The sequence below is a fragment of the Bradyrhizobium sp. UFLA05-125 genome (genome assembly GCF_059803515.1).
The window spans coordinates 1-18471 of record NZ_JBANBJ010000118.1; the positions used below are offsets into that span (position 1 = coordinate 1).

Sequence of the window (18471 nt, forward strand, 5' to 3'; positions counted from 1 at the left end):
GTCGCGGATCTGGTCGCGATGCAGCGCGAGCCGCGCGGTGTAGTCCTGGGCCCAGCTTTCGGCGCGCCCTGCCGTGATCGCGCCAAAACCCTCGGGCTCGACGAATTCGACGCGGCCGGAATAGGGGAACGTCTCCTCGGCCGGATCGACGATCTGCACCAGCGTGCCATGGGCGCCGGAGCCGGAGAGCCCTGCAAGCATGCTCCTGATCTCCGCGATCGGCGACCAGAAATCGGACAGCACCACCGTCTCGGCAAGCGCCGAGGGCACGAAGGACGGCGGCAGGCTCGGCCGTTCGGAATCGTCATGCAGCATCGCCTGCGCCATCTTGTCGATGATACTGCGGCTCGCGGTCGGCGCCATCAGGCCGGGGATGCCGACGCGCTCGCCGCCGGAGACGAGCAGTTCGGCCAGCGCGAATGCCACGATCAGCGTGCGCTCGAGCTTGGAGTCGCGCGCCTGTCTGGATGCGAACGCCATCGAGGGCGAACGGTCGGGCCAGATCCACACGGTGTGCGCGGCTTCCCATTCCTGCTCGCGGACATAGAGATGGTCGTCACGCGCCGAGCGGCGCCAGTCGACGTTCTGCGACGGCTCGCCGGAAACGAAGCGGCGATACTGCCAAAAACTTTCGCCCGAGCCGGCGCGACGGCGGCCATGCAGGCCGTGGATGACGTTGGCGGCAATGCGGCGGGCCTCGAGCACCAGGCGCGGCAGCGAAGCGGCGAGCGTACGGCTTTCGCCATCGGCACGTCGGATCGCAATGATCTCCTTCGCTGTGTGCCCGTTGTCTGCGGCCATCAACCGATCCGTGTCTTCAATTGCCGGATCACGTCCGGAATCGTGCGGCCTTCGGCGCGCGCCTGGAACGTCAGCGCCATGCGGTGCTTCAGCACCGGCTCGGCGAGGTCGAGCACATCGTCGATCGACGGCGCGAGGCGGCCGTCGAGCAGCGCGCGTGCGCGCACCGCCAGCATCAGCGACTGGCTGGCGCGAGGACCCGGTCCCCAGGCAATCAGCTTGCCGGTGTCGCCACCGTCGGGGCCGGGACGCGCCGAGCGCACCAGCGACAGAATCGCCTCTACCACGGAATCGCCGACCGGCAGGCGCCGCACCAGCCGCTGGGCCGCGATCAGCGCATCCGCCGCCATCGATCCCTTTGCCAGCGTTTCTTCGGCGCCGGTGGTCTCGAACAGGATGCGCCGCTCGGCGTCGCGATCGGGATAGTCGACGTCGATCTCCATCAGGAAGCGGTCGAGCTGTGCTTCCGGCAGCGGATAGGTACCTTCCTGCTCCAGCGGGTTTTGCGTGGCGAGCACGTGGAAGGGCTTCGGCAGGTCATGACGCGCGCCGGCGACGGTGATGTGCTGCTCCTGCATCGCTTGCAGGAGCGCGGACTGCGTGCGCGGGCTGGCGCGGTTGATTTCGTCGGCCATCAGGAGCTGCGCGAAGACCGGACCGGCGATGAAGCGGAAGGAGCGTTTTCCGGCAGTGCTCTCGTCGAGCACTTCGGCGCCGAGAATGTCCGACGGCATCAGGTCGGGCGTGAACTGGATGCGCTTGGCATCGAGACCGAGCGTGACGCCGAGCGTCTCGACCAGCTTGGTCTTGGCAAGACCGGGCACGCCGATCAGCAGCGCATGACCGCCGGAGAGGATCGTCACCAGCGTATTCTCGATCACGCGATCCTGGCCGAAGATGACGGTTGCGATCGCGTCCTTGGCGGCGCGAATCTGTCCCGACACCTGCTCCGCCGAGCGGACGATCACGTCTTCGAGTTTTTCGACACTTTCCGCCATCCGTCAGCTCCTTAAGCCGTTCACGCGGCTTGCCTGCGTCGTCATCTCATGCATGTCAGCTCGTGACATGATAGCTCACGACATGTCACGTCTCGGGCCCCATGCTAGACTTGCAGGAAGGCCCTGTATTCGCTGAATTAACCTATCCCCACCTTATCGGCTTCGGGATATGTACGGCATCACGAAGTGGCGACCTTGCACACCGGATGATTCCGGTGTGGAACCGCTCACCGAGGTACAACGTAGACCTGCACCAATCGTGCCAAAGACAAAGTCAGGGCAAACCATGGCGAAGCAAGGGCAGAGCAGCAATCGGGGTCTTGACGGGCTGACTGCCGCCGCCAAGAACGCCGGCGCTGCCCAAAAAGGGTTACCGCCGGTTCATCTGTGGAATCCGCCATTCTGCGGCGATCTCGACATTCGAATCGCCTCCGATGGTACGTGGTTCTACATGGGGACGCCCATCGGTCGCCCGGCGCTGGTGCGCCTGTTCTCGACTATCCTAAAACGCGAAGGGGACAAGCACTTTCTCGTCACGCCCGTGGAGAAGGTCGGGATTCGCGTCGATGACGCGCCGTTCATGGCGGTCGAGATGCAGAAGGAGGGCGAAGGCGACCATCGCGTGCTGAGCTTCCGCACCAATGTCGACGACTGGGTGAGGTGCGATGCTGCGCATCGCTTGCGCTTCGAGCAAGCAGCCGATGGCGGGCTGACACCCTATCTGCACGTGCGCTCTGACCTTTGGGCCAAGGTGACACGCGCGCTCTATTACGATCTGGTTGACATGGGCGAGGAGCGGATGATCGATGGCCAGCCAATGTTCGGTGTCGAGTCGGCCGGCGAATTCTTCGCCATGGCGGATGCTGAGCAGGTGAGGGCCGCGCTTTGACCAAGCCGTTTCTGAAGGACGAACCCGTCCGGTTGGGCGCGGCGGATTTTTTCGCCCGCTCCAAGGCGCGGCTGACCTTCGACGTGCCGTCCGCCCTCTATGATCCCAACATCGTGCCGATGTCGGGTGATCCCGGCACCGACAAGATGCTCGAGATCGTTGCGCGCGAGCAGCCGGTGCGCCCCGCGGCGGTCCTGATCCCGGTCATCGATAGGCCCGAGCCGACCGTGCTGCTGACGCAGCGCTCGGCGCATCTGAACGACCATGCCGGGCAGATCGCGTTTCCCGGCGGCAAGATCGACGCAATTGACGCCTCGCCGCGCGACGCGGCGCTGCGCGAGGCCGAGGAAGAGGTCGGCCTGCCGCGCGACTTCGTCGAGCCGGTCGGCTATCTCGATCTCTACGGTACCGCCTTCGGCTTCCGTATCCTGCCGACGGTCGCAAGGGTGCGGCCGGGATTTGAGCTTGTGATCAACCATTCCGAGGTTGATGACGCCTTCGAGGTGCCGCTATCCTTCCTGATGAATCCGGCGAACCACCAGGTGCACAGCAAGGAATTCCGGGGCATGGAGCGCTTCTATTACGCGATGCCGTTTGCCGAGCGGTACATCTGGGGGGCGACCGCCGGGATATTGCGTGTGCTGTATGAGCGGATCTATTTGCCATGATCCGGCCGGCGCTGACCGAGATCGGAATCTTCCTCGTTCCCTTCGCGGTCTATGCCTTGTTCCTGGTCGCGAGCCGCTCGGGCCTATTGGTGCAGTCGTCCTGGCCGGTCTACACCATCGCCCGCCTCGGGCTGGTTGCGCTGGTGCTGGTGATCGCAAGCCTGGTCGGGCTTGCACATTTCACCGGCGCATCGCCGAACTCGACCTATGTCCCCGCGCATGTCGAGAACGGCCGGCTCGTGCCGGGCGTCGAGAAATAGGGGCTGGCAGATGAGCGCGGAGCCCCTGCTTGCCGATGCCCGATGGCTGACCTCCGGCGGGACCGCGCGCGTCCTGAAGCTCCTGAACGCGGACGGCGAGGAGGCGCGCGTGGTCGGCGGCGCCGTGCGCAACGCACTGCTCGGCTTGCGGCCGGGGGACATGGACATCGCGACCACCGCATTGCCGGAGGAAGTGATGCGGCGGGCAAAGAGCGCCGGCATCAAGAGCGTGCCGACCGGCATCGACCACGGCACCATCACGCTCGTGATCGACGGGCACCCGTACGAGGTCACGACGCTGCGTGAGGACACCGAGACCTTCGGCCGCAAGGCCAAGGTCGCGTTCGGCCGCGACTGGGTGAGGGACGCCGAGCGGCGCGACTTCACCATGAACGGGCTGTCGGTCGACGCGAAGGGCGTCGTGCACGACTATGTCGGCGGGCTTGCCGACGTTGCGCTGCGGCGCGTGCGTTTCATCGGCGATCCCGACCAGCGCATCGCCGAAGATTACCTGCGCATCCTGCGCTTCTTCCGCATCCACGCCGCCTTCGGCGCCGGTGAGCCGGATCGCGACGGCTATCTCGCCTGTATTCGCGGCCGCGCCGGGCTGGCCGGTCTCTCGGCCGAGCGGGTGCGCATGGAAATGCTCAAGCTGCTCGTCGCAGGCGGCGCTGCAGCTGCGACGTTCGCCATGGCCGACGGCGGCCTGCTCCAATCGTTGGTCGGCGGCGTCGCCTATACCGGCCCGCTGGCGAGCATGATCGCGATCGAGCACGAACTCGGCCTGCCGGCGAGCGCGACCCGGCGTCTCGCGGCGCTGACCGTCGCCGTCACCGAGGATGCCAAGCGCGTCGCGTCGCGGTTGAGGCTCAGCAATGCGGAGGCCAAGGCGCTGGATTCGATGGGACACCGCTGGTGGCGGTTCGCCAACAAGGACGAGACCAATGCGCGGCGGCTGCTCTATCGGTTAGGCGTCGAGCGCTATCACGATCGTGTGTTGCTGGCCTGGGCGAGGGACGGTGGCGATTCGAATTCCGCACGCTGGCGTGAGCTTGCCGAGCTGCCGCAACGCTGGATGCCGCCGAAATTCCCGCTGAAAGCCGCCGACTTCATCGCGCGCGGCATGGCGGAAGGGCCCGCGCTCGGGCATGTGTTGACGCTCGCCGAGGATGCTTGGCTTGCCGCGGATTTTCCCCTAGAGGAGGCGGCGCTCGCTTCCATCGCCGATCAAGCTGCGGCACGCGTCAGCCGCGATCAGAGAACGTGACGATCGTCTCAGCCTTCGCCGATATCTCGATTTTGCAGCTCCTGCTGGTCGCGTTGATGGCATTGTTTGCTTCGATCATCGGCGGGCTCGCAGGCTACGGCACCGGCGCCCTGATGCCTCTGGTGCTGGTGCCGATGGTCGGCGCCGAGCCCGTGGTGCCCATCATCGCGATCTCCGCGATCTTCACCAATCTCAGCCGCGCGATTGCCTATGTCAGCTATGCCGATCGCCGCCGCGCGCTCGTCGTGCTCGCCTGCGCGGCGCTGACGACGGCGCTCGGCGCCTACGGCTACACGCGCCTCACCAATGCCGGCGCGGCGCTGGTGATCGGCACCATGCTGATCCTGAGCGTGCCGCTGCGCCGCGTGCTGCGCCGCCGCCAGGTCAAGATCGGCAATACAGGTCTTGCGGCGGGCTCGGTCGGTTATGGCGTGCTGGTCGGCGGCACCTCGGGCTCGGGCGTCATCCTGCTCTCGCTGCTGATGGCCGCCGGCCTCGAAGGCGCGGCGGTGATCGCGACCGACGCGATGATCTCGCTCGGCACCGGCCTCATCAAGATCTCGGTGTTTGGTCTCGCCGGCGCGGTGACCGCGCAGGTGCTGGCGTTCGCGCTCCTGATCGGCGGGATGGCGGTGCCTGGCGCGTTCCTGGCAAAGGCCTTTGTCGAGCGGATGCCGGTGCATATCCACGCCGCGATCCTCGATGTCGCGGTGATCACGGGCGGGCTCGTGATGATCTCGGCTGCGGTGAAGCAACTCGTCAGCTAAGGCATGACGAGATCGGGGGCGGTCATCCCAAATGTCGCGATGATGGCATCTTGCATGTGATTTGCCCGACGCGTCAAGTTATTTCGTAAAATCCGCAAGGCGTCACGTCGACAGTCGCCGGCTACTTTGCATGGGGTTGTTTTCGAGGTTTTTGGAGGTCCCAAAGTCTGGGCGACCCCGATCTGATCGCGCTTTCCGGAACGTCGCGGTCCAGGTGACATTCTCCTGGACCGCGATCGAGCTTGGCCGCGCCTATTCCTCGTCCTCGTCGTCTTCCTCTTCGTCCTCTTCCTCATCCTCGTCGTCTTCGTCCTCTTCGGGGTCGGCCTGCTCGAGCACGGCGAGCGGCAGCGTCTCGCGAAACAGGCTGCCCTCCATGCCCATCCAGAGGCAGAGCACGTCCTCCTCCTTGACCTCGACGACGGTCAGCGGATGGCCGCCGGATTTCAGCATCACGACATCGCCGGCTTTCAGTTCCATGGATTTGTCCTCCGTGTTGATCCACACGGCTCAACGCTAGCAAGCCGTCATGACATGCCGATCACGGATCGGGAGAGGGACTTCGTTCCTGTGGATGACCTCAGCCGCGCTCGTTCACCGCGGTCCGGATCGGCGTGCACTGGTCGCTGAACAAACCGATGGCATCGCGCGCCAGCGGAACGTGGCAGAGGAAACCGGATGGACGGTATTTCACCCTGATACGCTCGAGCTGGGCCATCGTCAGCGTCATGTATGCATCGATGCGTCGGGCCTGCGTGTTAAGGCGCTCCTTGTAGTCCTCCTGCTGCTTTGGAAGTGCCTGTTTCCCGCTCTGGTTCATATCGACTGCGGCGCCAGGCCTGCCCCGCAGCGCCTCGAAGCAATGATGCATGATCAGCACGTGGTGCTTGGCGCTCCACCAGTTGATGTTGACCACCTTCCGCAAAGGATCGACCGCGCCGCTGCCCGGCTGCCTGGCACAAAGATCGACGTAGGCCTTCGGTCCATTGGCCGTGGGGTCCGTGCACAACTCCTCGTTCGGCGGCCCGTGTTCGCTGCCGTCGTAGATGGCTCCCTTGAAGTGCGGGAGGTTGGCTTCTGCGTCGCAGTCGAAATTGTACTCGGTCAGCAGCGTGTCCGTGAGCGGGTCCTGGTCGAGGGTGCGCGGGGCGGCCGGATCGCGGCTGAGATCGCTCGGCCAATCGATATAGATCTCCGCTTTGCGCGCAAAGACGAGCCCGTTCTGTCGCAGCGTGGTCCGCGCCTTGGAATAGTCCGAAGCGAGGTCGGACGCAGCCTTCGCGTCCACTTGCACGACGGCAGCGTCTGCCTTGGCCGTTCGAGCCTCGGCATAGTCGGCGAGGATGCTCTCCTGAAGCATCTGGACCTCGGCGAAGGCGTTCGAGATCTCGATGAAGGTCGAGGTCGCTGCCGCCATGTCCGCCTTGGCCTGCTCGCCGACCTTCTCCTCGTAGGAATTGAGGTACTGGAAGTAGCCGCCGAAGAATCCGGTGAGCAGGGTGACGATGGTCAGTCCCTTGGTGACCGAGAGGCGACTGTCCCAGGACTGGATGCTGTCCCACAGGCCCGGCTTCTTGGCAGGCGCCTGCGCGCGCTTCGTCTCCTTTGGAACGTCCTGCATCGCTGCCTCCGTCCGCGCCTCGACCTCGTCGCGCCCGAGCGCGATCGTACCGCAATCCCGGATTGCGATCTGTGAAGAATTTCACTTGAGGAAGCGGTTAGGGTTCGTGGGGCAACAGCTCGGCCAGCGAGCGGATGATGCGGTCGGGCTTCACCGGCGATCCCTGGGGTAGGCCCTCGCCATGCACGTCCATCCAGATGGCGTAGATGCCGAGCCGCTGCGGCGTCACGACCTCCCATTCGAGATTGTCGCCGACCATCCAGGTATCATCGGGGGTGACACCGAGCGCATCCATCGCGTGCAGATAGGCGCGCTCCTCGGGCTTGCCGAAACCGTGCTCGCCCTCGATCTGGATGTGGTCGAAGCGGTGGGTCAGCTCGAAACGCTCGACCTTGGCGCGCTGCATGTCGGCAGCGCCATTGGTCACCAGCGCGAGCTTGACCCCAAGCGCCTTCAGCCGGTCGATCGCTTCGTGCGCGCCGGGGAAGACGAACATCTCCTCTTCGCGATAGGTGGTGAAGCGATCGGCGAGGCGGACCGCGAGATCGTCGGGCAGGGCGCGGTGCCCGCTTGCGGCGAGCGCTGCGAAACCGCCTTTCACCGTCAGCCGCCGCGCCTCGCCGAGCTTGAGCCGCCAGGCGGCTTCCGCATTGGCCCAAAAATTCCGCGCAAACGTCAGAACGGCTGCTGCGACCTGCTCCGGTGGCAACGGTGCGAGCTCGGCCGCGAACTCGGTTGCGATCGTGTTCCAGGCGATCTCGGGACGCCCATAGGCCGACAGGATGGTGTCATCCATGTCGATCAGCATGGCGCGGGGGAGGGGCTTTGCGGTCTTCATCGATGTCATGGCCATTTCACTTCCGGCGGCAGCGAGGACAGGATCGAATCCACGTTGCCGCCGGTCTTGAGCCCGAAGATCGTGCCGCGGTCGTAGAGCAGGTTGAACTCGACATAGCGTCCGCGCCGGACCAACTGCTCCTCGCGATCGGCAGGCGTCCAGGCGGTCGCGAAATTGCGCCGCACGAGTTCCGGATAGATATTCAGGAAGGCACGGCCGACGTCCTGGGTGAAAGCGAGATCGGCTTCCCAATCGCCGCTGTCATGCCAGTCGTAGAAGATGCCGCCGATGCCGCGGGCCTCTTTCCGGTGCGGCAGATAGAAATACTCGTCGCACCATTTCTTGTACTTGTCGTAGTTGGCGACGCCGTTCGGCCCGCTACAGGCTTCCTGCATCGCGGTGTGGAAGGCGATCGCGTCGGCATCCTCCTGCGTGCGCCGCCGGTCGAGCACGGGCGTCAGATCGGCGCCGCCGCCGAACCAGGCTTTCGTCGTGACGACGAACCGCGTGTTCATATGCACCGCCGGCACGTTCGGATTACGCATGTGCGTGATCAGCGAGATGCCCGACGCCCAGAACCGCGGATCCTCCGCCGCGCCGGGGATCTGCGCGCGAAACTCGGGCGCGAACTCGCCGTGCACGGTCGAGCAGTGCACGCCGACCTTCTCGAACAGGCGGCCGTACATCATCGACATCACGCCGCCGCCGCCGGGCGCGCCAGAGTGGTCGGTGCGCTGCCACGGCGTGCGCACGAAGCGCCCCGCCGCACCGGGATAGAGACCTTGCGGCGCGTCGTCCTCCAGCCGCTCGAAGCTTGCGCAGATGTCGTCGCGCAAGGATTCGAACCAGCTCCGTGCCCGCGTCTTGCGCTCCTCGATCATCGAAACGTCCATATGCAATTCCCGTCGCTAGCCAAGCGGAGTGTCGCGTAGGGTGGGCAAAGGCGCTCTTGCGCCGTGCCCGCCACTCCTGCAACCGTCATCGCGGTTGCCAAAGAGGTGGGCTCGCTTTCGCTTTGCCCACCCTACGAAATCTACGAATCTAGCCTTGCGGACCGTAATAGGTGCAGCTCTCGTTGCAACTGTCGCGATGGATGCTGACGCGGGTCAGCCCGCCGAGATGCGCAAGGCGCTCCCAGACGAAGCGCGAGAGGTTTTCCAGCGTCGGATTGCCCAGCGCCTCGATCTTGTTGAGGAACTTGTGGTCCAGCGTCAGGCGCACATCCTCGATCGCGCGCTGAAGGAGGCCGAGATCGATCACCATGCCGGTCACCGGATCCGGTGTGCCGCGCAAGCTCACCTCGGCGCGGAAGGAGTGGCCGTGAATCTCTTCGCTCGCTGCGCCAAAGGTCGTGCCCGACAGCGAGTGCGCCGCCTCGAAGCGGAATGATTTGGTCAATTCCCACATCTTGTGAACGTCAGTCCTGTCTGATGCCAGCTACCTGATGCCAAGCGTCTTGTGTGTTTGCACGCTGAGCCGCCATTGCGGGTGGCGCAGGCAATAGTCGATGGCGCGCGCGGTGTTCTCGGCCACGTCAGGCCCGTCCATTGGTTGCAGCGAGAACCGCTCGAAGGCGAGGCCTTCGAACGCTTCCGGCAGCGCCTGCGCTTGCGGATAGACCAGCTTCAGCTCGTGACCGCGCCGCACGACGAGATCGCTTCCCGCTTTCGGACTGACGCAGATCCAGTCGAGGCCATCAGGCGGGAGGATCGTACCGTTGGTTTCGACCCCGATCTCGAAGCCGTTCGCGTGTAGCGCATCGACCAGCGGGGCGTCTACCTGCAAGAGCGGCTCGCCACCGGTCAGCACGACATAACGGTTCCCTCGATGCCTTTCTTGGGTTCCCGTCCATTGCGCGGCGATCGTCGCAGCAAGGTCTTCCGCAGCCGCGTAGCGTCCGCCCAGCGTGCCATCGGTACCGACGAAGTCGGTGTCGCAGAACTGGCAGACGGCGCCGGCGCGGTCGGCCTCGCGGCCGCTCCAGAGGTTGCAGCCGGCAAAGCGGCAGAACACGGCCGCGCGCCCGGCATGGGCGCCTTCACCTTGCAGCGTCAGGAAGATCTCCTTGACCGCGTAACTCACCATCCACTCCTTGAAACGCTAAGCTTGAACATAGCGGGTCTGCCGCAGCGCTTCGCCTGCGGCCATCGCCGCGGTCATCGCCACATTGAGCGAGCGCAGCCCCGGCTTGATCGGGATGACGAGCCGCGCATCCGCACCCGCGACCACCTCGTCGGTGACCCCTGCGCTCTCACGCCCGAGCAGCAGGATGTCCGACGGCTGGTAGCGAAAATCAAGATAGTTGGTCGCACCCTTCGTGGTGAACAGCAGCAGCCGGTGCCCTTGTTCCCTGCGCCAGGCCTCGAATTTCGACCAGGAGTCGTGACGGGTCACGCTGACCTGGTCCAGATAGTCCATTCCCGCCCGGCGGAACAAGCGGTCGGAGACGGGAAAGCCTGCCGGCTCGATGATATGGGCGGCCATGTCCAGACAGGCACAGAGCCTGAGAATCGTGCCGGTGTTCTGGGGGATGTCGGGCTGGAAAAGCGCTATCTGCATGGGCATGACGGGGGCTGGTTGCGGGCCGGAAATGTCTCAATAAAACATCGCTAGCCGCGGAATTCGTGCATTGCACGCTTCCGCGCCGATAGCGGGCTTGCGCTCGCCCGGCAAGGGTGCCAATAGAACGATTCTGGACTGCTGTTTCGCTCGTTTTCGCGCGGATCAAGCAAAGTTCTGCCGCCGCGGGGGGCCGCGGGCGCCGGCAGCCTGTTCTGGGGACCTTTGGGCGACCCCTGGGGCGGTTCCGCCGGTCGCATAAGAAGAAAGGGTTGGAATCGTGACGACAGCGTCTTCGGCGGACCATCCGACACGCCGTGATTTCCTTTTCGTTGCAACGGGGGCAGCAGCGGCCGTGGGGGGCGTTGCGACGCTCTGGCCGTTCATTTCCCAAATGAATCCGGACGCCTCGACGATCGCCGCCGGCGCGCCGATCGAGGTCGATCTGACCCCGGTCGCCGAGGGCCAGGACATCAAGGTGTTCTGGCGCGGCAAGCCGATCTACATCAGCCACCGCACCAAGAAGCAGATCGAAGAGGCGCGCGCGGTGAACGTCGCGAGCCTGCCAGATCCGCAACCCGACGATGCCCGGGTCAAATCCGGCCACGAGCAGTGGCTCGTCGTGATCGGCATCTGCACCCATCTCGGCTGCATCCCGATCGCCCATGAGGGCAATTACGACGGATTCTTCTGCCCCTGCCACGGCTCGCAGTACGACTCTTCGGGCCGCATCCGTCAGGGGCCGGCGCCCGCGAACCTGACGGTGCCGCCGTATCAGTTCGTCTCCGACACCAAAATCCAGATCGGCTGAGCTTCGGACCCCGCGCCCGAAGCTTCGAGCCGTCGCGTCGTTTATTTCCTCAGGATCGCATCATGAGCGGACCCTCCGACTACCAGCCGAGCAATCCAGCCCTGAAATGGATCGAGCGGCGGCTGCCGATCTTTGGTCTTATGCACTCCTCGTTCGTCGCCTATCCGACGCCGCGTAACCTGAACTACTGGTGGACCTTCGGCGCCATCCTGTCCTTCATGCTCGGGATTCAGATCCTGACCGGCGTCATCCTGGCGATGCACTACACGCCGCATGCCGATCTCGCCTTCAAGTCGGTCGAGCTGATCGTGCGCGACGTCAATTACGGCTGGCTGCTGCGCAATATGCATGCGGTTGGCGCGTCGATGTTCTTCTTCGCCGTCTATGTCCACATGCTGCGCGGCCTGTACTACGGCTCCTACAAGGAGCCGCGCGAGGTGCTGTGGATCCTCGGCGTCATCATCTATCTCCTGATGATGGCGACCGGCTTCATGGGCTACGTGCTGCCGTGGGGCCAGATGAGCTTCTGGGGCGCCACCGTCATCACCAACCTGTTCTCCGCTTTTCCCTATGTCGGCGAGAGCATCGTGACGCTCTTGTGGGGCGGCTATTCGGTCGGCAACCCGACGCTGAACCGCTTCTTCTCGCTGCACTATCTGCTGCCGTTCATCATCGCGGGCGTCGTCGTGCTGCACGTCTGGGCGCTGCACGTCGCCGGCCAGAACAATCCGGACGGCGTCGAAGCCAAGACTGAAAAGGACACGGTACCGTTCACGCCGCATGCTACGATCAAGGACCTCTTCGGCGTGTCCTGCTTCCTGCTCCTCTATTCCTGGTTCATCTTCTACATGCCGAACTATCTCGGCGACGCCGACAACTACATCCCGGCGAACCCGGGCGTGACGCCGCCGCACATCGTGCCGGAATGGTACTACCTGCCGTTCTACGCGATCCTGCGCTCGATACCGAACAAGCTCGCGGGCGTCATCGCGATGTTCTCGGCGATCATCGTGCTGGCCTTCCTGCCCTGGCTCGACAGCGCCAAGACGAGGTCCTCGAAGTATCGTCCGCTCGCCAAGCAGTTCTTCTGGATCTTCGTCGTGGTCTGCGTGCTGCTCGGCTATCTCGGCGCGCAGCCGCCGGAGGGCATCTACGTGATCGCCGGCCGCATCCTGACGGTCTGCTACTTCGCGTATTTCCTGATCGTGCTGCCGCTGCTCTCCCGTATCGAGACCCCGCGGCCGGTGCCGAACTCGATCTCCGAGTCAGTCCTGGCGAACGGTCGAAAGGTTGCGGCCTCAGTCGTCGTCGCACTTATCGCGGCCGGCGCGCTGTTTGCGGGTACATTGCAGGATGCCCGCGCCGCCGAAGGCACGGACAAGCCGCCGGCGCAGAAATGGTCGTTTTCAGGCCCTTTCGGCAAGTTTGACCGCGGCGCGTTGCAGCGCGGCTTGAAGGTCTACAAAGAGGTCTGCTCCAACTGCCACGGCCTGTCCTACATCGCCTTCCGCAACCTCGCGGAAGCCGGCGGACCCGGCTATTCGCCGGCGCAGGCGGCGGCGTTTGCCTCGGACTACAAGGTCAAGGACGGCCCGAACGACCAGGGCGAGATGTTCGAGCGCCCGGGCCGCCCGGCGGATTACTTCCCCTCGCCCTTCCCGAACGAGCAGGCGGCTCGCGCGGCGAACGGCGGTGCTGCACCGCCGGATCTGTCGCTGATCACCAAGGCGCGGTCCTATGAGCGCGGCTTCCCGTGGTTCATCTTCGACTTCTTCACCCAGTACCAGGAGCAGGGCCCCGACTACGTCGCGGCGATCCTGCAGGGTTTCGAGGACAAGGTGCCGGAGGGCGTGACCATTCCGGAGGGCTCCTACTACAACAAGTACTTCCCGGGCCACGCCATCAAGATGCCGAAGCCGCTCAGCGATGGCCAGGTCACCTTTGACGACGGCTCGCCGGCCACGGTCGCGCAATACGCCAAGGACGTCACCACCTTCCTGATGTGGGCCGCGGAGCCGCACATGGAAGCGCGCAAGCAGCTCGGCTTCCAGGTGTTCGTCTTCCTGATCATCTTCGCGGGATTGATGTACTTCACCAAGAAGAAGGTCTGGGCCGACGCGCATTGAGCGGTTTAATAGCCATAGAAATAGGAAAGCCCCCGCAAGGGGGCTTTTTTGTTAGGGCGTTCGCGTCGCGGACGCGCTGCAGCGTTCCTGGCGATGCGAAGCATCGTCCAGTACGCTGCTGCGCAGAGCCGCGTATCCACGGCTGGGCCCGGATCAGCAATGCACCACGCCGCGAGGGGCGGCGCACTGCATTGCATCCGGGGCACGAGAGTGTGTTGTTTGAAGCGATTGCCTATCGTGCTCGCACCCGCCAAAATGCCTCCAACACCCCCCCAGGAACTCGTCGGAGGAAAGCATGGGCACCGTCATCACCTTCAAGCGTCCGGACGGCAAGGATGCGTCGGGCTATCTCGCCAATGCCGCGCGTGGCAACGCGCCAGGCGTGGTCGTGATCCAGGAATGGTGGGGCCTGCAGGACCAGATCAAGGGCCTGTGCGACCGCTTCGCGCTTGCGGGTTTCGATGCGCTGGCGCCTGACCTCTACAAGGGCACGGTGGTGCCCTATCACGACACCGACGCTGCCGGCCGCGAGATGAACTCGCTCGATTTCATGGACGCCACCACGCAGACCGTGCGCGGCGCCGCGCAATTCCTCGCGCGCAACGGCGCCAAGGTCGGCCTGACCGGCTTCTGCCTCGGCGGTGCCGTGACCATCATCGGCGCCACCAAGATTCCGGAGCTTGCGGCCGGCGTGGTCTTCTACGGCATTCCGCCGGAGCAGGCGGCCAAACCGGCCGACGTCAAGATCCCACTCCAGGCGCATTTCGCCAGCAAGGACGATTGGTGCACGCCGCAAGTGGTCGACGCGTTCGAGAAGGCCATGAAGGCCGCCGGCAAGTCGCTCGAGCTGTTCCGCTATGACGCCGAGCACGCCTTCGTCAACGAGCAGCGCCAGGCCGTGCACGACCGCGAGGCCGCCGAGCTCGCCTGGGGCCGCGCGACGGAGTTCTTTAGGAAGCATTTGGGATGAACGCAGCGGCACGCTGATGCGACACAAGGCAAGCCGCCCGGTATTGGGCGGCTGCTTTGGCGCGGTCACGCACTTTGCCGCGTCGGAGCCAACACACATTGGCGCCGAGCATCCCATATGAAAGCCTTCCTGATCGCATCATTGTTCGTGACCGGCCTTGCGGCCCCGTGTTGGGCCAAGGATCCCGCATGCAACGGGCCGGAATTTCAGGCCTTCCGGACTGACTTTGAGAGCGCGGCCAATGCGAACGACAAGAACCGTATCGTCAAGCTGATCGCTTTTCCGGTCGAGTATTGGTCGGGGGAAGGCAAGCACGATGTCCAGAGCGGGCCGGTCAAGAGCGAGGCCGAATTCCTGCAACGCTACAACACGCTGTTCACGCCCTTCATGGGCAAGCATCTGCACACTGCAAAATTGCTATCGTTGCCCGACGGCCGCTGCGCCCTGACCTGGCATGACACCAATTCCGAGTTCACCTTCGAATTCCGCTATGTCCCCGACACCGGATACCGGGCGATCGGATATGAGGTGGGGGCGTATTGATCCGTAGCCCGGATGGAGCGAAGCGAAATCCGGGCTGTCTCGAAATGTGGCGCTGGTCCCGGATTGCGCTGCGCGCCATCCGGGCTACTGCGCCGGCAACCATCTTGACGCCGCCGCCGTGCCATGGTGTGTAGTTCCCCATGAGCACCGTCATCTGCCCATCCTGTCGTTGGTGGCGCACCTCCTAAGAGGTGGCCGGTGCGATTTCTTTTTCCCAAATCGTCGAAGGTCGCCAACGCAGTGCGGCGGCCTGATCGTTTGTCCTGTGTGGCGTTCCCTCGGCAAGTCTCGTAAGAGGAGCTCAAGAGGATCACATGAACAGGACAGTCTTTGCCCTTCCGGCCAGAAGCGACTATGTGACCCGCGCGGGTCTCGCGATCACGCGCGTGGCGGAGCAGTTCAGCGGTGGCGCCAGCAGGCTCGACGACCTCGTCAACCTGCTCGACCGCCGCCGCGGCGTGGTGCTGTCGTCGGGCACGACCGTGCCCGGCCGCTACGAGAGCTTTGACCTCGGCTTCTCCGATCCGCCGCTCAAGCTCGAAACCGTCGGCGTCAATTTCAAGCTCGAAGCGCTGAACCAGCGCGGGCAGGTGCTGATCGCCTTCCTCGCCGACGTCCTGCGCGAGCCTTGCGTGGTGATCTCCGAGAAGACGGCCTCGCGGCTTACAGGCCACATCATCCGCGGCGATGCGCCGGTCGAGGAGGACCAGCGCACGCGGCGCGCCAGCGTGATGTCGCTGGTGCGCGATCTCGTCAGCGCCTTCTCCGCCAATGACGACGGCCTGCTCGGCCTGTTCGGTGCGTTTGCCTACGACCTCGTCTTCCAGATCGAGGATCTCGTGCAGAAGCGCGCGCGCGAAAAGGACCAGCGCGACATCGTGCTCTATGTGCCCGATCGCCTGCTCGCCTATGACCGCGCCACCGGCCGCGGCGTGGTGCTGAGCTACGACTTCAGCTGGAAGGGCCGGTCGACCGAGGGCCTGCCACGCGAGACCGCTGATAGCCCATATCTCAAGACGCCGCGGCAGGGCTTTGCCGATCACGCGCCCGGCGAATACCAGGCAACGGTCGAGACCGCGCGCGCGGCCTTTGCCCGCGGTGATCTCTTCGAAGCCGTGCCGGGACAGCTCTTCGCCGAGCCGTGCGAGCGTTCGCCTGCAGAAGTGTTCCAGCGCCTTTGCGTCATCAACCCGTCGCCCTACGGCGCGCTGATGAATCTCGGTGAAGGCGAATTCCTGGTGTCCGCCTCGCCCGAGATGTTCGTGCGCTCCGACGGCCGTCGTGTCGAGACCTGCCCGATCTCGGGCACCATCGCACGCGGCACGGATGCGATCGGCGATGCCGAGCAGATCCGCCAGCTCCTGAACTCGGAGAAGGACGAGTTCGAGCTCAACATGTGCACCGACGTCGATCGCAACGACAAGGCGCGCGTCTGCGTGCCCGGCACCATCAAGGTGCTGGCACGGCGCCAGATCGAGACCTACTCAAAACTCTTCCACACCGTCGATCACGTCGAAGGCATGCTGCGTCCTGGCTTCGATGCGCTCGATGCGTTCCTCACCCATGCCTGGGCCGTCACGGTCACTGGCGCGCCAAAGCTCTGGGCAATGCAGTTCGTCGAGGATCACGAGCGTTCGCCGCGCCGCTGGTATGCGGGTGCGATCGGCGCGGTGAATTTCGACGGCAGCATCAACACCGGCCTGACCATCCGCACCATCCGGATGAAGGATGGGCTCGCAGAAGTGCGCGTCGGCGCCACCTGCCTGTTCGACTCCGATCCCGCTGCGGAAGACCGCGAGTGCCAGGTAAAGGCGGCGGCGCTGTTCCAGGCGTTGCGCGGCGATCCGCCGAAGCCGCTGTCGACCTTTGCACCCGATGCGACCGGCTCGGGCAAGCAGGTGCTGCTGATCGATCATGACGACAGTTTCGTGCACATGCTCGCCGACTACTTCCGCCAGGTTGGCGCCAGCGTCAGCGTGGTCCGCCATGTGCATGCGCTCGACATGCTCAAGCAGAAGACATGGGATTTGCTGGTGCTGTCGCCTGGACCGGGCAGGCCCGAGGATTTCGGGATCAAGAAGACCATCGATGCGGCGCTTCAGAACAAGCTGCCGGTGTTCGGCGTTTGCCTTGGGGTGCAGGCGATTGGCGAATATTTTGGCGGCGAGCTCGGGCAACTGACGCATCCCGCTCACGGCCGGCCGTCGCGGGTGCAGGTGCGGGGTGGGCGCCTGATGCGCAACCTGCCGAACGAGATCGTGATCGGCCGCTACCATTCGCTGTATGTTGAACGCGACAGCATGCCGGATGTTCTATCCGTGACGGCGAGCACCGAGGACGGCGTCGCCATGGCGCTCGAGCACAAGACGCTGCCGGTCGCCGGTGTGCAGTTCCATCCGGAATCGCTGATGTCGCTCGGCGGCGAGGTGGGTTTACGAATTGTCGAGAACGCGTTCCGGCTGAATGCGGGCGTCGATTGAGAGGCACCAATGACCTTTGACTACGATCTGAAGGCGAGCGTCCGCACCATTCCGGACTATCCCAAGCCCGGGATCAAGTTCCGCGACATCACCACGCTGCTGGCCGATGCGCGCGCCTTCCGCCGCGCGGTCGACGAGCTCGTGCATCCCTGGGCCGGCAACAAGATCGACAAGGTTGCCGGCATGGAGGCGCGCGGCTTCATCCTCGGCGGTGCCGTGGCGCATCAGCTCTCGGCCGGCTTCGTGCCGATCCGCAAGAAAGGCAAGCTGCCGCACACCACGGTGCGCATCGCCTATTCGCTGGAGTACGGCATCGACGAGATGGAGATGCATGTGGATGCGGTCGCGCCCGGCGAGCGCGTGATTCTGGTCGATGACCTCATTGCCACCGGCGGCACCGCCGAGGGCGCGGTGAAGCTGCTCAGGCAGATCGGCGCCAACGTGGTCGCGGCCTGCTTCATCGTCGATCTGCCGGAGCTCGGCGGCGCCGCCAAGCTGCGCGCCATGGACGTGCCGGTGCGCACGCTGATGACGTTCGAAGGGCATTGAATAGAGCCGCGTAGGAGGTGCGCTCCCTCTCCCGCCTGCGGGAGAGGGCTGTGGTGAGGGTGGCTCCGCAATCGATAGCCGCTACGCGGAGAGAGCCCCCACCCGGTGCTTCGCGCCGACCTCCCCCGCTAGCGGGAGAGGTGAAGCGGAGGCGGCGGCCAGATCGCACCCAAGCCACAAAACGCTAGATCGCCTCGGCTTTCAGCTCCGACAGCCAATGCAGCATGCGCTCTTTCAGAAGCGCATCGCGGACATAGCTCATCTCCTCCTCGTCCAGCCGCTCGCATTCGGCGAAGCCGAGGCCTGCGTCGCCATGCGCGTTCC

General features: G+C 64.7%; 20 protein-coding genes. 11 read left to right on the top strand and 9 right to left on the bottom strand.

All coding sequences use genetic code 11. The features are described from left to right. Both SO156_RS43765 and SO156_RS43770 read right to left on the bottom strand, forming a co-directional pair. Nucleotides 1-801, bottom strand: an 801-nt coding sequence (locus SO156_RS43765; protein ID WP_498539167.1) for a DUF58 domain-containing protein, incomplete at its 3' end; no start/stop codon positions are given. Then, on the bottom strand, nt 801-1799 hold the full coding sequence (locus SO156_RS43770) for an AAA family ATPase (RefSeq protein WP_458147350.1): 999 nt from the start codon (nt 1797-1799) through the stop codon (nt 801-803). The genes SO156_RS43770 and SO156_RS43765, both read right to left, overlap by 1 nt. Before the next feature lie 286 nt (nt 1800-2085). On the opposite strand from SO156_RS43770, the gene SO156_RS43775 reads away from it, so the two are divergent. The 5 genes from SO156_RS43775 to SO156_RS43795 are packed head-to-tail and all read left to right on the top strand — an operon-like array spanning nt 2086 to nt 5650. After that, complete coding sequence (locus SO156_RS43775; RefSeq protein ID WP_458147427.1) at nt 2086-2688, top strand: DUF1285 domain-containing protein; 603 nt, start codon at nt 2086-2088, stop codon at nt 2686-2688. Further along, nucleotides 2685-3356: a CoA pyrophosphatase gene (locus tag SO156_RS43780; protein ID WP_458147349.1), complete on the top strand. Its 672-nt coding sequence runs from the start codon at nt 2685-2687 to the stop codon at nt 3354-3356. The genes SO156_RS43775 and SO156_RS43780 overlap by 4 nt, the downstream gene beginning before the upstream one ends. Continuing rightward, on the top strand, nt 3353-3616 hold the full coding sequence (locus tag SO156_RS43785; RefSeq protein ID WP_458147348.1) for a DUF6111 family protein: 264 nt from the start codon (nt 3353-3355) through the stop codon (nt 3614-3616). The genes SO156_RS43780 and SO156_RS43785 overlap by 4 nt, the downstream gene beginning before the upstream one ends. Nucleotides 3617-3626: 10 nt before the next feature. Next, entirely contained in the window at nt 3627-4883 is a 1257-nt protein-coding gene (locus SO156_RS43790; protein ID WP_458147347.1) for a CCA tRNA nucleotidyltransferase, read from the top strand. Then, nucleotides 4880-5650 (top strand): TSUP family transporter, encoded by a 771-nt coding sequence (locus SO156_RS43795; protein WP_458147346.1) that lies wholly within the window; start codon nt 4880-4882, stop codon nt 5648-5650. The genes SO156_RS43790 and SO156_RS43795 overlap by 4 nt, the downstream gene beginning before the upstream one ends. Before the next feature lie 252 nt (nt 5651-5902). On the opposite strand, the gene SO156_RS43800 is transcribed toward SO156_RS43795, so the two are convergent. The 7 genes from SO156_RS43800 to SO156_RS43830 all read right to left on the bottom strand — a co-directional run bounded on the left by SO156_RS43800 (nt 5903) and on the right by SO156_RS43830 (nt 10668). Then, nucleotides 5903-6130, bottom strand: a complete 228-nt coding sequence (locus SO156_RS43800; protein WP_458147345.1) for a DUF2158 domain-containing protein — start codon at nt 6128-6130, stop codon at nt 5903-5905. Nucleotides 6131-6230: 100 nt separating this feature from the next. Further along, nucleotides 6231-7271 (bottom strand): hypothetical protein, encoded by a 1041-nt coding sequence (locus tag SO156_RS43805; RefSeq protein WP_458147344.1) that lies wholly within the window; start codon nt 7269-7271, stop codon nt 6231-6233. A 97-nt stretch (nt 7272-7368) separates the two neighbouring features. After that, entirely contained in the window at nt 7369-8124 is a 756-nt protein-coding gene (locus SO156_RS43810) for an HAD family hydrolase (protein ID WP_458147343.1), read from the bottom strand. Further along, on the bottom strand, nt 8115-9002 hold the full coding sequence (gene hemF / locus SO156_RS43815; protein WP_498539168.1) for an oxygen-dependent coproporphyrinogen oxidase: 888 nt from the start codon (nt 9000-9002) through the stop codon (nt 8115-8117). The genes SO156_RS43810 and hemF overlap by 10 nt, the downstream gene beginning before the upstream one ends. 148 nt (nt 9003-9150) lie before the next feature. Then, nucleotides 9151-9516 (bottom strand): 6-pyruvoyl trahydropterin synthase family protein, encoded by a 366-nt coding sequence (locus tag SO156_RS43820; RefSeq protein ID WP_458147341.1) that lies wholly within the window; start codon nt 9514-9516, stop codon nt 9151-9153. A gap of 30 nt (nt 9517-9546) precedes the next feature. Continuing rightward, on the bottom strand, nt 9547-10191 hold the full coding sequence (gene queE / locus SO156_RS43825; protein ID WP_458147340.1) for a 7-carboxy-7-deazaguanine synthase: 645 nt from the start codon (nt 10189-10191) through the stop codon (nt 9547-9549). An 18-nt stretch (nt 10192-10209) separates the two neighbouring features. Then, nucleotides 10210-10668: a tRNA (cytidine(34)-2'-O)-methyltransferase gene (locus SO156_RS43830; protein WP_458147426.1), complete on the bottom strand. Its 459-nt coding sequence runs from the start codon at nt 10666-10668 to the stop codon at nt 10210-10212. 280 nt (nt 10669-10948) lie between these two features. Here SO156_RS43830 and petA point away from each other — a divergent pair, with 280 nt between their 5' ends. The 6 genes from petA (at nt 10949) to SO156_RS43860 (ending at nt 18147) form a co-directional block, all read left to right on the top strand. Further along, on the top strand, nt 10949-11479 hold the full coding sequence (gene petA / locus SO156_RS43835) for a ubiquinol-cytochrome c reductase iron-sulfur subunit (protein WP_458147339.1): 531 nt from the start codon (nt 10949-10951) through the stop codon (nt 11477-11479). Nucleotides 11480-11541: 62 nt separating this feature from the next. Beyond that, on the top strand, nt 11542-13605 hold the full coding sequence (gene fbcH / locus SO156_RS43840; protein WP_458147338.1) for a cytochrome b/c1: 2064 nt from the start codon (nt 11542-11544) through the stop codon (nt 13603-13605). A gap of 295 nt (nt 13606-13900) precedes the next feature. Next, nucleotides 13901-14575 (top strand): dienelactone hydrolase family protein, encoded by a 675-nt coding sequence (locus SO156_RS43845; RefSeq protein WP_458147337.1) that lies wholly within the window; start codon nt 13901-13903, stop codon nt 14573-14575. A 117-nt stretch (nt 14576-14692) separates the two neighbouring features. Then, the gene (locus SO156_RS43850) at nt 14693-15118 is read left to right on the top strand and encodes a hypothetical protein (protein ID WP_458147336.1); all 426 of its coding nucleotides are present in this window, start codon (nt 14693-14695) and stop codon (nt 15116-15118) included. Between the two features lie 314 nt (nt 15119-15432). Then, nucleotides 15433-17598, top strand: coding sequence for an anthranilate synthase component I (locus tag SO156_RS43855; RefSeq protein WP_458147335.1), 2166 nt, complete (start codon nt 15433-15435; stop codon nt 17596-17598). A gap of 9 nt (nt 17599-17607) precedes the next feature. After that, on the top strand, nt 17608-18147 hold the full coding sequence (locus SO156_RS43860; RefSeq protein ID WP_458147334.1) for an adenine phosphoribosyltransferase: 540 nt from the start codon (nt 17608-17610) through the stop codon (nt 18145-18147). Nucleotides 18148-18471 lie beyond the last annotated feature (324 nt).